Source organism: Acinetobacter sp. AOR14_HL (assembly GCF_027855175.1).
GTDB lineage: Bacteria > Pseudomonadota > Gammaproteobacteria > Pseudomonadales > Moraxellaceae > Acinetobacter > Acinetobacter calcoaceticus.
On the sequence record NZ_JAKTII010000016.1, the window covers coordinates 47,304 to 61,551 of the forward strand.

Consider the following 14,248-nt stretch of genomic DNA (forward strand, 5'->3'; position numbering starts at 1 on the left):
AGAAATTGAGAAAATAATGATTGATCACATTGTAACTTTTTAAATAGAACTTTAAAAAGCTGTTTACGAATTTGTATCGACAGAAGTAACCACTGACATACCTGGACGTAAATGTTCCATTCCTTCCTGATTTGGATCAATGGTTATACGCACGGCAATTCGTTGAACAACTTTAGTAAAGTTTCCTGTCGCATTGTCTGGCTTTAATACACTGAACTCGGAACCCGCAGCTGGTGAAATTTGTTCAACATGCCCTGTAAATTTTTTGTGTTTCATGGCATCGACTGTAAACCATGCCTTTTGCCCAATACGCATATTGGCAATTTGAGTTTCTTTAAAGTTGGCAATCACCCAAGTTTGCTGTGGAATCAGGTAGAGCAACTGTGAACCTGCTGCGACATATTGCCCCACACGAGGGTTCACCTCACCCAGTTGACCATCCATCGGGGCAACAATAACGCTATAGTCTTTGGTGGTTTGTGCTTGGTCTAACTGTGCTTTAGCGCTTGAAACTTGTGCTTCTAAGCCAGCTTCTGCGACTTGTGCTGTTTTAAGCGCTTCATTTGCAACTAATACATTGGCTTCTGCTTGATTTAGTGCTGCAAGGTTATTTTCAGCATCTGCTGCGGCTTTATCCTGCTCAGATTTAGAGGCTGCGCCACTATTTCCTAACTGTTGATAGCGTCTAAGCTGTGCTAAAGAGAGTTCGTATTGAGCTTTTGCTTGATCCACTTTTGCTTGTGCCGCCACAATATCAGCTTGTTTTTGAGCAATGGATTGAGTTTGATTAGCTAAAGTATTTTTAGCTTGTTCAACCCCAGAAGCTGCTTGCGTTACTTTTTGATCGTAAGTGGTTGCATCAATATGCATTAACACTTGACCTTTTTTGACATGATCAAAGTCTTTCACTAATACATCTTTAACGTAGCCATTAATTTGTGACGATAAAATTGTGGTTTTACCTTTGACATAACTATTGTCAGTTTGCTGAACACTCGTTGCAAAAGGTCCAATTCTCCATGCCCATAAAATTACTAAAATACCGACAATAAGAACACCTAACATCCATAACAGTGTTGAGCGTTTTGTCGGAATTAGTTTACTTGCAGGTGCAGGCTCGTTGGCAGGTGCCTGAGCAGGCGTTTGTTCTGGTTTGTTTTGATCATCTGACATATATCAATCTCAATTTCTATTTCATCAAATACGAAAGCCGTTAAGGACGGCTAATTCCTCTGCGTTGTAGATATTTACTACGTGCAATATTAAATCCACCCCATAAGAGTAGGGCGACGGCAAAAATACCGTTTAATGCAATAACGTCATTGTAGGCTCGCACTTGGGCTTCACGAGTGACCACTTGATTAAGTGAGCGCATGGATTGAGCTGTTTGTAATGCTGGGTCAGTAGTGGTGATTGATGCACTGCGTTGATAGATAGATAGCCTTTGAGCGACTAGAGGGTCTGCTTGTTCTAAATCTTTAATGATCTCTGCCTGATAGTTCTGCGTACGATGTTGTTGATAGGTCGAGAAGAAAGAAGACCCTACAAGACCACCGAAAGTTTGGGTTGCAGAGAACAACACAATAAAAGTCACCACATACGAAGGGCCTTTAGCCAAGGTTTGTGCGAAGCCAATGAGAAGTAATGGTCCAATAAATAAACCACCTGCGAAGCCGACTAAAAACTGACTTGCGAAGAAATTCACAGGTCGGACATCACTGGTTAAGTGATAATCTAGTCCACAGGCGACCAGAATCAAAAACTCTGCAAAAAGTAAGTGGAAGATAATTCGTTCGCGCGAAAAAGTAAGCGCACTAAAAAGTGTTCCGCTTAAAATCCCTATGAATATCACAACATAGAGTGGAACAAATTGATCAGGTCCCATTCCCATTGTTTTTAAGAAGTTAACAGCAGCATAGCTTTGTTCTGACATTAAAAGACGTATTGCAAAAGCACCAAAAATGAAACGTAGGGTCGAAGAGGCGCCTAGCCAACGCGTCATAATTAATGGATTGGCACGATAGTGCTCATAGAGCAAACCTAAAACAACTAAGCTAAAACCTGCGATTAATACGTAGGCAAGCCATTCGCTATTAAACCACCATAAAATTGGACCTTGCGTCAGCACGATACATAAACATGCAAAACCTGGAGCCAGTAAAGCAAAGGTGAAGAAATCTTGCTTCTCAAAAACATAAATTCTTAAGCTACGTGGTAATTTCAATGAAACGACCATGGCTAAACAACAAAGTGCTAAACCGAGCTCAAAGGTGTAAAGAACAGACCAACTGTCTGTACTTACAAGGAAAGGAGAAATAATCCAAGCCAAGGGTACGCCAAGTTGCTGAAAGCCGAAGGCGATATATATTCCTTTTGCCATATCTGCTTTTTTAAAGGCTTGCATGGTGTAATACATACCTAAAGAGCTTAGTGGTGCGCCAGCTAAACCCGCGACAACTCGAGCGAATAGTGCCATTTCATAGGTATGCACAAAAATATGCAAAACAAGAACCGCAATAAAAATAACCAGCCCTATTTCTGAAAATACTCTCAGGCCATACTGTTGACGGGCTTTAAACAAAATCAGATTTGAGCTTACATTTGCCATGACATAGGCCGCAGGCAGCCAAGCAGCTTCGGAAGGGGTAAGACTGTATTCACCTTGAATTAAAGGTAAATTTGCCGTAATAAAACCATTACTTAAGCTTGCCGAAAGAGCTATAAATAAACCGATAAAAAAGTAAATAAACCGCTTAGGTACAGAGTGTGCAATCGCTGCTGGTGAACCAGGTAGAGTCGGTTGCTCTTCTGGTGTCCAGTCGGGTGGTGTTTCTAAATAACGAGGCGTTTTACTCATTCTATCCCTCGAATTTTTTGTATTTGAATACCATGAAATAGTAATTCAATTGCTCGTTTTGCTAAGCGAGTCTGTTCTTCTGGCTCATGTCCTTGAAATGAAGAACCTAACATTGCAGTAACCATTGCATAGTCATCGGCAGTTAGATCAGCTCGGCACAGTTTTTGTTCTATTGCTTTTTGAATCAGTGGATTAAGTGCATTATTTCGCCGTTCATAGATTTTTAACATAATTGGGTCTTGTCGATCAATTACTCTCCAAAAATCTTGCAAAATTGCGAGCTTGGGAAGTTGCCCAATGTGTCCTTCAATTAAACGAAATAAACCGTCTTCGAATTGTTGAAAATGAGCTGCTTTTTGCTCTAGCTGTGTAATCGCGCGTTCTAAAAGTGCGCTAATTAAAGCTTTGCGATCGCAAAAGTTACGATAGAACGTTGCTCGTCCTACACCAGCGTGGTCAATCACAACTTGTAAGGGGACATTAATGCCATGAATACGAAAACATTCTTCGGCTGCATTGAGTAATTCATCCCGATTATGGGCAGCAATTTTTTGACGTTTACTCATGTCATCGATTGGGGAGTTTTAAAGGTTATATATTTAACGGACATTTTTGTCCGCTGTGAAGATATAAATTGTAAAAACATGAAAATTCAATTTTCATCATTTATATCTTCTCCATTTTTATCTGCGTCATAAAAAGCTGGTAGAATACCGCGCAATTGCGTAATGCTAGGTCAATACAATGTTTGAGTCCCTTATTCCTCTTTTTTCAATTGCGATGGCATTGATGCTTGGAGCAATAAGCCCTGGGCCAAGCTTTATTTATGTGGCACAAAATTCAATTTCTAAATCACGTAAACATGGTTTGTTCACGGCTTTAGGAACGGGTACAGGTGCGGCTCTGTTTGGCCTATTAGCTGTTATGGGATTACAAGCGGTCTTATTGGCTGTACCTTCTGCTTATTTAATTTTAAAAATTGGTGGTGGGCTGTATTTGCTTTGGCTAGCTTTTAAAATTATTAAACATGCCAAAGAACCAATTGCAATGGAAAACGATGCAAAATCGAAAATGACCTATAAACAGGCATATCGATATGGTTTGATTACTCAGTTAAGTAATCCAAAAATCGCAGTTGTATTAGCAAGTGTATTTACTGCTTTACTGCCGAAAGAAATCCCAAATTATTACTACGTCGCATTGCCAGTGATTTGTTTTATGATTGATGCTGGTTGGTATTCATGTGTGGCAATGCTGCTATCTTCAGAGAAGCCTAGAACAATGTATTTAAAGGCAAAAACTGGTGTTGACCGAGTTGCTGGAAGCATTGTTAGCCTATTGGGTTTAAAGCTAATTTTCTTCAAATGATAAATCTTTAATTAAAATATCTAAAAAATCCAAAGCCAGCTGTTTATAGTCTGGCTTTATTTTTGCGTAAAATATATACAATTTGAAATATCTTTTTTAGCACTTAAACATTTAAAAAGTGGTAACTTAATAAATAAAACAAAAAGAAATGAGGATCACGTTATGAAAAAACTAATGGTGTGCATTTCTGTAGTTTTTCTCATCTTAACTACAGGATGTGAGATGAGAACGATGAGTAAGCAACCACCAGCAAATGAACGGACTATGAGTATTGTTGGTACTCCAGTTCATGAAAAGGATTATAAAATTTCCGATATCCAAGCGAATAATCATGAGCAATCCAACTATTAAGTTACTTGCAGGATGTGCAACTTACTGTGTTTTGAGTATGGTAAATGCATGTGAACCTGCATCTTTAGATTGGGAGCTTTTTCAGGGAAAATATGATTTAAATCATGATGGAATGTACAGCCTAAAAGAATTTCAACGCGTTGAGGATTTTTATCCTTATAACTGGCCTACCGATAAACGTTTTCAAGGCGAAAACAAGCAGACAGAGTTATTTCATTATTTAGATGAAAATAAGAATGGCTATTTAACAAATGAGGAGTTAGGAAACATACATGTTTTATTTAATAACCCTTGTGAAGGGTGGCCGTGGTCGTAATTTAAATTCACTTATTTATGTTTCTTTAGAACTCGAATTTTAAAAATAAAAAAAGCTTCCAATTTAGGAAGCTTTTTTATGAAGGCAGATTAAGAAACTTTATCGCCTGGTTTTGCACCGCTATCTGGTGAAATAATGAAAATACCTTCACCATTTCCAGCAGCAAGTACCATTCCGTTTGAAATACCAAAACGCATTTTACGTGGTGCAAGGTTAGCAACCATAACGACCAGTTTACCTTTTAAATCTTCTGGTGCGTATTGGCTACGAATACCACTGAATACGTTACGTGTTTCAGCTTCACCAACGTCTAAAGTAAGTTGAAGTAATTTATCTGAACCTTCAACAGTGCCTGCTTCAACGACCTGAGCAACACGTAAGTCAACCTTTAAGAAATCTTCAATACCAATGATTTCTGCTTCACCAACTGCTGGAACAGGAGCCGCTTTTTTCTCGGCAGCTTTGTCCTTTTTCGCCGCTACTTTAGTTGCTTCTGGAGCAGGAGTACCTAAAGACTCTTTAGATGCATCCACCATTGCTGCAATAGCTTTTGGATCAACACGTTGCATAAGCGGTTGGAACTGTGCAATCTCATGGCTTACAAGAATTTGTTTACGTGATTCGAAATTGAAGCTCTCAAGTTTTAAGAAACTTTGAACTTGCTCAGCTAAAGTTGGAAGAACTGGAGCCAAGTACACAGCTAATTGACGGAACAAGTTGATACCAACTGAGCATACATCAAGAACTTGTTGTTCTTGACCTTCTTGTTTAGCAAGTGCCCATGGCTTTTTCTCGTCAATATATTGGTTTGCACGATCAGCAAGCGCCATAATTTCACGAATAGCCATTGAGAATTCACGTGCTTCATATGCGCTAGCGATTGAATCACCTGCATCAATGAAACTTTGTACCAATTCAGATTCTGCACATTCAGCAGATAAAGTATTGTTAAAGTTACTGTTGATAAATTTAGCGCAACGGCTAGCAATATTGACGACTTTACCGACTAAGTCAGAATTTACTTTTTGAATAAAATCATCGAGATTTAAATCAGAGTCTTCAACTTTATCTGAAAGTTTAGATGCAAAGTAGTAACGTAAATATTCTGGATTTAAATGCTGTAAATAAGTCTCAGCTTTAATGAAAGTACCACGAGACTTAGACATTTTTTGTCCGTTCACAGTCAAGAAACCGTTCACAAAAAGACCAGTTGGAGTGCGATAGTTTGCACCATCCAACATTGCAGGCCAGAACAATGCATGGAAATAAACAATGTCTTTACCAATGAAATGGTAAACATCGTTTTGACTGTCTTTTTTCCAGAAATCATCAAAACTTAAATCTGGGCGCTTAGTTTTGATGTAATTTTCAAAACTCGACATATAACCAATTGGCGCATCTACCCAAACATAGAAGTATTTATTTGGTGCATCAGGAATCTCGAAACCGAAATAAGGTGCATCACGGGAAATATCCCAATCGGTTAAACCCGACTCAAACCATTCATCTAGCTTGTTTGCAATCGAAACAGGTAATCGACCTTCATCACGGGTCCATTTCTGTAAATACTCAGCAAAGTTCGGTAGTTTAAAGAAATAGTGATCTGAAGATTTTTCAACTGGTGTTGCGCCACTTAAGGTTGAACGTGGGTTAAGTAGTTCAGTTGCATTATAGGTCGTACCACAAACTTCACATGAGTCGCCGTATTGGTCTTCTGACTTACATTTCGGGCATGTGCCTTTAATGAAACGGTCAGACAAGAACATGCCTTTTTCTGGGTCAAATAATTGAGTTACAGGGCGAACTGCAATATTTCCAGCTTCACGGTTTTTAATATAGATATCTGTTGAGCGGGCTTTGTTCGCATCGCTATGAGTTGAATCGTAATGATCGAAATGTACGCCAAAACCGTCAAAATCACGGATGTGTTCTTTTTGAACATTCGCAATTTGCTCTTCTGGGCTAATACCATTTGCTTCGGCACGTAGCATAATTGCTGTACCGTGAGCATCATCCGCACATACATAAGTCACATCATGACCCATTGCTCGCATGGCACGAACCCAGATATCTGCCTGGATGTAACCGAGTAAATGACCCATATGAATTGGACCATTAGCATAAGGGAGGGCATTAGTGACTAAAATTTTACGCACGGATTTCATTCTCTCATTCGTATTTATAAGGTGGAAGATTTTAACTGATGCAGGGAGATAAGCAAAGATTAATAATCTTTGGTTTGGCGCAAGAGGTTTCTATAAAAATGGGTTTTGGTCAGAGAGCGTTTCTCTTTAGAACAGATAAACAAATCAAAAAATATTTGAATCTTCCTGTATTGTCTTTGTTTCAAATTGCAGTTACGGTCAGAAAATAAGCCATAACGATGTATAACTAATAACTTATTCAGGTAATTTTTTAATTAACTACGAGGATAACAACGATGACTACTGAAAATAAATTAGATGAGTTAAAGGCAAAAGCGGCAGATGCAAAAGTACAAGGTGAAAAAGCTTTGGAAGATTTAAAGGAAAACGTAAAAGCTAAAGAAGCTGCTGGTAAAGAAGCTGTTGAAGATAAAGTAGATGAGTTAAAGGCCAAAGTGGCAGATGCAAAAGTTCAAGGTGAAAAAGCTTTGGATGATTTAAAGGAAAATGTAAAAGATAAACAAGCTGCTGGCAAAGAGGCAGTTGAAGATAAAGCAAATGATTTGAAAGGCAAACTTGAGGATGCTCAGCATACCTTGCAAGATAAGTTCGATCATTTACGTACGGAAGCAGGTCATAAACTTGATGATGCCAAAGCCAAAGCAGTAGAGTTAAAAGATGAGGCTGCAACAAAATTTGATGAGTTAAAAACGCAAGCAACGGCGAAATTTGATGAGTTGAAGAAAACAGCAACAGATAAGTTAAATAAATTGAAGCACCATGATTCTGATGAATAAGTTTATTTAAACTAAAATCTGCACTCCTTACCTAAAAGATGGAAGCTTGAAAATTAGCAATTCTTCATCCTTAGGTGAGCGAGTGCGGATCAATACTGTTACACTATCTCCATTAAGCTGTAATGATCTGTTTTTGGAGTAAACAATATGTCTTGGCTTTCTTCATTAAAGTCTGTTTTTTCACCCGCACAAGAAGTGAAAGAAGATGAAATCCAAACGGTACTCCAAAATTATTTACTACCGCATTCAAAAGATGCTTTAAAAGAGCGCATTAGTCAGCTTCAAGTTCAAGGTCGAGTATTACAACTCACCATTAATACATTTCCTGATGAAAAAGAGCACTTGCAGCAAATTCATGATGATTTGGCTGGGGCTTTAGAAAAGTGTGGTATTGAAGAACTAAACTTACATGTGGTTCAACAAAAGCGCCCTGCACAAGAAAGTTCGAACTTACCTCCTGTGCTTGATGCTTCACCTAAATCAGAACCAGATCCGAATAATCCGCCTATCCAAAAAGCAGCTCCGCAACAAAGAGATGTTCCACTTCATCCTCGCATTAAGCATGTTATTTTAGTTTCGTCAGGTAAGGGTGGCGTTGGTAAATCGACAACTACTGTCAATTTAGCACTTGCCTTGCAAAAAATGGGGCTTAAAGTTGGAGTGTTGGATGCCGATATCTATGGCCCAAGTATTCCGACTATGCTGGGAAATGCTGGCAAAACTCCTCTTATTGAAAGTGAAAATTTTGTGCCTTTAGATGCCTATGGTATGGCGGTGTTATCGATTGGACATTTAACTGGTGATAACAACACACCTGTTGCGTGGCGTGGACCGAAGGCAACGGGCGCTTTAATGCAATTATTTAATCAAACGCTTTGGCCTGATCTAGATGTATTGATGATTGATATGCCACCTGGTACTGGTGATATTCAACTCACGCTTGCGCAGCGTATCCCAGTTACTGGTTCAATCATTGTGACTACGCCACAAAATGTTGCCTTATTAGATGCTACTAAAGGTATCGAATTATTTAATAAAGTTGGAATTCCTGTATTAGGTGTCGTTGAAAATATGTCGACCCATATTTGCTCGAACTGTGGTCATGAAGAGCAAATTTTTGGTATTGGCGGGGGTGACAAGCTCTCTGAACAGTACCATATTCCATTATTAGGCCGTTTGCCTCTAAATGCTCAGATCCGTGAGCATGCTGATCAGGGTAAACCTAGTGTTGTAGCAATGGATGATGCCGCTGATAGTTATATTGATATTGCTAAGGCTATGTGGGAACAGATTGAAAAAATTCCTCAGCGTACACGTGATGACAAACGTATCTTCTGATTTATTTAAACCCGACTTCAAGTCGGGTTTTTTATTATCTGGTTAAAATAAAAAATTAAACCACTGAATCTTAATAACAAAGCTAAACTTGAAATTGGCATATAGATTGCTACTTTACACTTTTTAAAAAGAAAGGGTAAAAAATGCAATTTAAATGTGCTTTTGGCGTAATCAGTTTATGTAGCGCTTTATTTTTAGTCGGATGCAATAATGACGACTCTTCTGTTTCACAAACACCTACAGTTCAGGAGCAAAAACAGAAATTACAGCCGATTATTATTCAGGGTGCTTTGCCTGTAGAGTCGGAAAGAATGGCTTCAAAATTAGAGAATAAGGTTGTCGAAGAAATTGGTGGGTGGACATTCTGGAAGGGTACCTATAATGGTTATCCAATGATTATTTCTAAAACCCGTATGGGTATGAGTAACTCGGCTGCGGCAACTGCTTTAGCCATTGAACGTTATAAACCGATTGCAATTATTAATCAGGGAACATCAGGCGGGCATGACCCAGATCTACACGTTTACGATATTGTCTTAGGAAAATACGCAACCAATATTGGTGCATTTAGAACACCAAAGCAGCCAGTAGGTGGTGGTTCAAACTCACTCACATGGGTTGAGGCTTTTGATGTTTTGCCAACAAAGGAGTCTGACCCAGAACCTATTGCGATTCGTAAATTTGAAGGTGACCAAGAGTTATTAATGGCGGCACATAAAGTCCGTTATGACAAAGGCGAAGTGGTGGAGGGAACAATTGGTTCAGCAGATGTCTGGAATAATGAGCTTGATCGTATTCAATTTTTCCATCAACGCTATGGCACTTCAGTCGAGGAAATGGAAGCAGCATCTGTTGCACAAATTGCTAGCCAGTTTAATGTTCCTTTTTTAGGGATTCGAATCTTATCTAATAATATTACGAATAATGGAGCTTATGACCCAGGTACAGGAGAGGCTTGCCAAGAGTATGTACTCAATGTGGCTGAAGAGTATATGAAATCAAAACTACCAAAATAATAATTTAAAACTAAGCAAGAAGATCGGAGTCTTTATAAAACCTCTTCTTCTTGCTTTTTATGGCGATGTCTACTTTTCCAGTTTTTAATGACCATCCAACGCCAGAAAATTTCTGTAGATAAATATAAAATGACAGCAAATACGAAAGCTTCTACAACAAGACCTGTCATCAAAATTTTCGCAAGACTAAAATCAATGTGCCCATGGCCGAAATTAGTAATCCAGCGGGAAATCTGGTGCAATACACCCAGCAGCATTTCTTTGTTGATCATATGCACATGAAAAATATGTGCACCAAACCAAAAACCAATATATAGAATAGGAACCAAAGTGAGAGGATTACTTAGCCAAGCTAGCATTAAGCTAATTGGTAAATTTACTTCAAATAGTAAGACTGCCATCACAATAAATACACTGTGAAAAGGGATAGGCAGTAAACCAAAAAAGGTTCCGACAAAAACAGCTTGGGTAATTGATTTTCGATTGACATACCAAAGCACAGGATTCAGGGTCTTTTTACCAAAAATCCTTAGAAATTTCATATTTGAAACTTTCTCGGGTGAGGGAAGCCAAGATTGAAAAAAGTGCTTTGCCATAATCATTAAGGTAGTAGAGCGCGGTGCTCTAAATAAAAAAAATCAGAAACAATATATGAATTGAAACTTATTAAAAGCTTAAAATTTAAACTTACCATCACTATATATTTTTTATTATAAAGGCTTTTGATGGAAAAATAGACTTAAAATAAAAATACTTATGTTATTTAAGTACGAAATTATTTGAAAAGCATAACAACTGACCGTAAAGTTTTCTTTATCACTTTTTGTAGTAATTTTATAAGTGTATGTTTTTAATGTTTTTATATAAAAATTAAAAGTGATCTAAAAAATTTTGTCTTACAATTACCTTTTGCCATGTGACAGGATATCTATTAATCTGAGATGACTATATTATGAGGTCATTCAATGATTTCATGGCTTTTTATTGGCTTAGTAGCCACAATTTTACTTACACCTGGTCCGACTAACACTTTACTCGCTTCTTCAGGCGTGCAAGTAGGACTACGGAAGTCAGTAAAACTTATTCCGGCAGAAGTTTTGGGTTACGTGATCTCTATTTCTGCATGGGGAATGCTGATTGGGAAAGTGTCAACCACATTGCCATTGCTACCGCCTATTCTTAAGCTGTTGAGTGCTTGCTATATTATTTTCTTAGCCATTAAGTTATGGCATACGGCAAATCAAGAAATTGAATTAAATCAGCCTACGATCCGTACTCGTGAATTATTTTGTGCAACCTTATTGAATCCTAAAGCCTTGCTCTTTGCTTCGGCAATTTTCCCTGTGGCCGCATGGAGTAATTTTCACATCTATTTAATTCATATGATGGCTTACTTAGCGCTTATTACGCCAATTGCCTTATTCTGGATTTTCTTAGGATCACTTTTAGCTTCTAAGAAAGTTGCATGGCTAAATCAGACTAATTTGCAAAAAACAGCTTCACTCGTTTTAGTCAGCTTTTCAATTCCTATTAGCTATTCTGCTTTACTGAGCCTTTAAAGGTACCGCTGAGCTATTCTTATTTGTTTGAGTAGCTTTGCGTTGTTTTCATAATTGCTTTTTTAAGTTAAAGTACGTCGAAATCAATGAAATTACCTTTTGGATAGAAAATACATGGCTATTAAGTCTGATCGTTGGATTCGCGAAATGAGCGAAAAACACGGCATGATTGAACCTTATGCAGAGAATCAAGTCCGTTTTGATGAAAATGGTGAAAAGTTGATCTCATACGGGGTCTCTAGCTATGGTTATGATGTACGCTGTGCCCGTGAATTCAAGGTTTTTACTAACGTACATTCTGCAATTGTCGATCCAAAGAATTTTGATGACAAAAGCTTTATCGATATTGAATCTGACGTTTGTATTATTCCGCCAAACTCATTTGCTCTAGCACGTACGATTGAATATTTCCGTATTCCTCGTAATGTGTTGACCGTATGTCTAGGCAAGTCGACTTATGCTCGCTGCGGTATTATTGTGAATGTGACTCCATTAGAACCTGAATGGGAAGGTCACGTAACTTTAGAATTTTCAAACACCACTAATTTACCTGCCCGTATTTATGCAGGGGAAGGTGTAGCACAAATGCTATTCTTTGAAAGTGATGAAGTATGTGAAACATCTTATAAAGATCGTGGTGGTAAATACCAAGGTCAAACAGGCGTTACACTTCCGAAAACATAATTTTTCTTAGGTAAAGAAGAGTTTTAAAATAATGGGTCGCTTAGGTGGCCCAATTTTATGAAAAAAATTTACGTGAGGTGCGTTTATCGGAATAGTGATAAATGACAGTTTCCTTTTGTAAAAAATAATATAATATGATCAATAATTGATTTGTTTTTTTGTTCTGCATCACAGAATTTAAAAGTAAATGTATTGGATATAGGTTGTCTTTTTAGTAGTAATTACTTAGATATCTACTAAATTCAGACAGGCCAAATAAAAAGAAATTAAACAGGATTATGCCCCCAAGGATACGGAGGTCGGCCATGCGACAGTTTACGTCTCTTCATGTAGCGATAGCGCTTGGAAGCTTATGCTTTTCTTCAGCGTATGCTGCCTCTACATTAGTCCCTATGTCAGATTCGGAACTATCCGCAACTCGTGGCCAAGCTTTAATGAGTATGTCTTATATTGCGCCTACGGACTCTGCAAATTTAGAAAAACTACGCGACAACAGTAGTAATATTGGTTTCTATAAATTAGGTTTGGAAGCTGAACTAGAAATTAATACCAATATTCGTAAATTACAGTTAGGTTGTGGCGGTGTTAATGGTGCTGGTGGCTGTGATATTGATATTGATAATCTGAGCTTAAGTGGACAAAAGTTCGATGCGAATGGTAATCCTTTGGCCATGACTAGCGAAGAGCGGGCTTCGTCTTCTGCGGTTTTAACAAATCCGTTCATAGAGTTTGCAATTAAAAACCCTAATTCTGCATCAACCCGTGAAGTCGCCGGTTTAAGATTAAGTGCTGAAAAATTTATCGGCTTGCTTACAGCAGGTACTGAAAACACAACTAGGCCAAATGGCATTAACTCGATTTCTGGTTATATGCAGGTTCAATCAGATAGTAGTGGTTTAATTAAGGGTTATGCGACAACTTCTGCTACGCGGGACAATTTATATGGAACAAATGCAGTTACAGGTCGTTTACAGGCTTTGGGTTTAGGAGGGGCCGCTGAGGTAAGTTTTGTTACTTCAGATGGTGGATTTAATATTCCAGGCATTCAAAATAACTATTTTGAAATTGCTCCCATTCAAGTCAATGGCAACAGAGTTAGCTCCAAAGTTTTATCTGCTCCTGTGAAAGTCCCTAATATTTATGTAGGACATAGTAGTTCATACCCAGTAGATGGTACGGTGCAATATAATGCAGCAGGTCCACACGATCCAGCTTATCCTGAACCAACAGGTATTTATACTCAGGGTGGTAAAGTTGAAGCCACAGTAACAAGCTGTAGTGTATTAGCATGTCTCATTGCAGGCCAAGGTTCTAAATTCTCTAACGTATATATGAATGGTACAATTTCAAATATTACTGCAAATTTAAATTTAACCCAGTCATTGGGCCTTATTCATAATTTACCAATTAACTCACCAATGTACCTTGCTCTACAAAATCAAATGCTTCAATGGCCAGGTGCTAAAGCAGATGACGTAGCTCAAAAGGGTTGGTGGATGTCTTTTGCAAATCCAGTTAACGTTGGTAACATTATTCCGCAAGATGCAATTGATATTTCACCACTATTTCCGCAAATTTCGACGGCTGTTTCTGCCTATTTACAAGCTAACCCAGCACAAACTTCTGATTTAGGAGGATTATTAAAGCTGGGTGATCTAGATGTAAATATTGGTACAGTTGATTTGAAAAATAGTCCGCTTACATTAAATTTAAGCAACTTGCAGTTAACGAATCAAAACTTTAAGCCAAACTGCCATGGTTCAGGTTTAACTTTTTGTTAAATGGCGAAAAGGCAGCTTAGGTTGTTTTTACATTCAT

The 14,248-nt window shown here is 38.1% G+C and carries 15 protein-coding genes; 10 read left to right on the plus strand and 5 right to left on the minus strand.

What is annotated here, in order from left to right; all coding sequences use genetic code 11:
- Positions 1-63: 63 nt before the first annotated feature.
- From MKL38_RS15465 to MKL38_RS15475, 3 genes are read right to left on the minus strand one after another with little or no spacing between them, the layout of a single operon-like run.
- Positions 64-1,173 (minus strand): HlyD family secretion protein, encoded by a 1,110-nt coding sequence (locus MKL38_RS15465; protein WP_270903695.1) that lies wholly within the window; start codon positions 1,171-1,173, stop codon positions 64-66.
- A gap of 40 nt (positions 1,174-1,213) precedes the next feature.
- Entirely contained in the window at positions 1,214-2,857 is a 1,644-nt protein-coding gene (locus MKL38_RS15470; protein WP_270903696.1) for an MFS transporter, read from the minus strand.
- Complete coding sequence (locus tag MKL38_RS15475; RefSeq protein ID WP_017392313.1) at positions 2,854-3,423, minus strand: TetR/AcrR family transcriptional regulator; 570 nt, start codon at positions 3,421-3,423, stop codon at positions 2,854-2,856. Before MKL38_RS15475 ends, MKL38_RS15470 begins: the two co-directional genes overlap by 4 nt.
- 178 nt (positions 3,424-3,601) lie before the next feature.
- Here MKL38_RS15475 and MKL38_RS15480 point away from each other — a divergent pair, with 178 nt between their 5' ends.
- The 3 genes from MKL38_RS15480 to MKL38_RS15490 all read left to right on the plus strand — a co-directional run bounded on the left by MKL38_RS15480 (position 3,602) and on the right by MKL38_RS15490 (position 4,892).
- Complete coding sequence (locus tag MKL38_RS15480) at positions 3,602-4,225, plus strand: LysE family translocator (protein ID WP_004641496.1); 624 nt, start codon at positions 3,602-3,604, stop codon at positions 4,223-4,225.
- A gap of 162 nt (positions 4,226-4,387) precedes the next feature.
- A complete protein-coding gene (locus MKL38_RS15485) occupies positions 4,388-4,576 on the plus strand; it encodes an NF038215 family lipoprotein (protein WP_270903697.1) in 189 nt (62 codons plus the stop codon).
- The gene (locus MKL38_RS15490) at positions 4,557-4,892 is read left to right on the plus strand and encodes a calcium-binding protein (RefSeq protein ID WP_270903698.1); all 336 of its coding nucleotides are present in this window, start codon (positions 4,557-4,559) and stop codon (positions 4,890-4,892) included. The genes MKL38_RS15485 and MKL38_RS15490 overlap by 20 nt, the downstream gene beginning before the upstream one ends.
- 89 nt (positions 4,893-4,981) lie before the next feature.
- Here MKL38_RS15490 and metG read toward each other — a convergent pair whose 3' ends face one another.
- Positions 4,982-7,048, minus strand: a complete 2,067-nt coding sequence (metG, locus tag MKL38_RS15495) for a methionine--tRNA ligase (protein ID WP_270903699.1) — start codon at positions 7,046-7,048, stop codon at positions 4,982-4,984.
- A 47-nt stretch (positions 7,049-7,095) separates the two neighbouring features.
- Here metG and MKL38_RS15500 point away from each other — a divergent pair, with 47 nt between their 5' ends.
- The 4 genes from MKL38_RS15500 to MKL38_RS15515 all read left to right on the plus strand — a co-directional run bounded on the left by MKL38_RS15500 (position 7,096) and on the right by MKL38_RS15515 (position 10,187).
- Positions 7,096-7,266 carry a hypothetical protein gene (locus MKL38_RS15500; protein ID WP_016801723.1) on the plus strand — a complete coding sequence of 57 codons (171 nt, stop codon included), beginning with the start codon at positions 7,096-7,098 and terminating at the stop codon, positions 7,264-7,266.
- Positions 7,267-7,332: 66 nt separating this feature from the next.
- Positions 7,333-7,833, plus strand: coding sequence for a hypothetical protein (locus MKL38_RS15505; RefSeq protein WP_004641505.1), 501 nt, complete (start codon positions 7,333-7,335; stop codon positions 7,831-7,833).
- Between the two features lie 147 nt (positions 7,834-7,980).
- Complete coding sequence (gene apbC / locus MKL38_RS15510; protein WP_003653423.1) at positions 7,981-9,171, plus strand: iron-sulfur cluster carrier protein ApbC; 1,191 nt, start codon at positions 7,981-7,983, stop codon at positions 9,169-9,171.
- Between the two features lie 143 nt (positions 9,172-9,314).
- Positions 9,315-10,187: a 5'-methylthioadenosine/S-adenosylhomocysteine nucleosidase gene (locus MKL38_RS15515; RefSeq protein ID WP_270903700.1), complete on the plus strand. Its 873-nt coding sequence runs from the start codon at positions 9,315-9,317 to the stop codon at positions 10,185-10,187.
- A 32-nt stretch (positions 10,188-10,219) separates the two neighbouring features.
- Here the strand turns inward: MKL38_RS15515 and MKL38_RS15520 are convergent, their stop codons facing one another.
- Positions 10,220-10,789 carry a DUF2062 domain-containing protein gene (locus tag MKL38_RS15520; RefSeq protein ID WP_270903701.1) on the minus strand — a complete coding sequence of 190 codons (570 nt, stop codon included), beginning with the start codon at positions 10,787-10,789 and terminating at the stop codon, positions 10,220-10,222.
- Positions 10,790-11,152: 363 nt separating this feature from the next.
- On the opposite strand from MKL38_RS15520, the gene MKL38_RS15525 reads away from it, so the two are divergent.
- The 3 genes from MKL38_RS15525 to MKL38_RS15535 all read left to right on the plus strand — a co-directional run bounded on the left by MKL38_RS15525 (position 11,153) and on the right by MKL38_RS15535 (position 14,211).
- The gene (locus MKL38_RS15525; RefSeq protein WP_270903702.1) at positions 11,153-11,746 is read left to right on the plus strand and encodes a LysE family translocator; all 594 of its coding nucleotides are present in this window, start codon (positions 11,153-11,155) and stop codon (positions 11,744-11,746) included.
- A 114-nt stretch (positions 11,747-11,860) separates the two neighbouring features.
- Complete coding sequence (gene dcd, locus MKL38_RS15530) at positions 11,861-12,430, plus strand: dCTP deaminase (RefSeq protein WP_003653416.1); 570 nt, start codon at positions 11,861-11,863, stop codon at positions 12,428-12,430.
- Between the two features lie 305 nt (positions 12,431-12,735).
- The gene (locus MKL38_RS15535) at positions 12,736-14,211 is read left to right on the plus strand and encodes a hypothetical protein (RefSeq protein ID WP_270903703.1); all 1,476 of its coding nucleotides are present in this window, start codon (positions 12,736-12,738) and stop codon (positions 14,209-14,211) included.
- Positions 14,212-14,248: the final 37 nt, after the last annotated feature.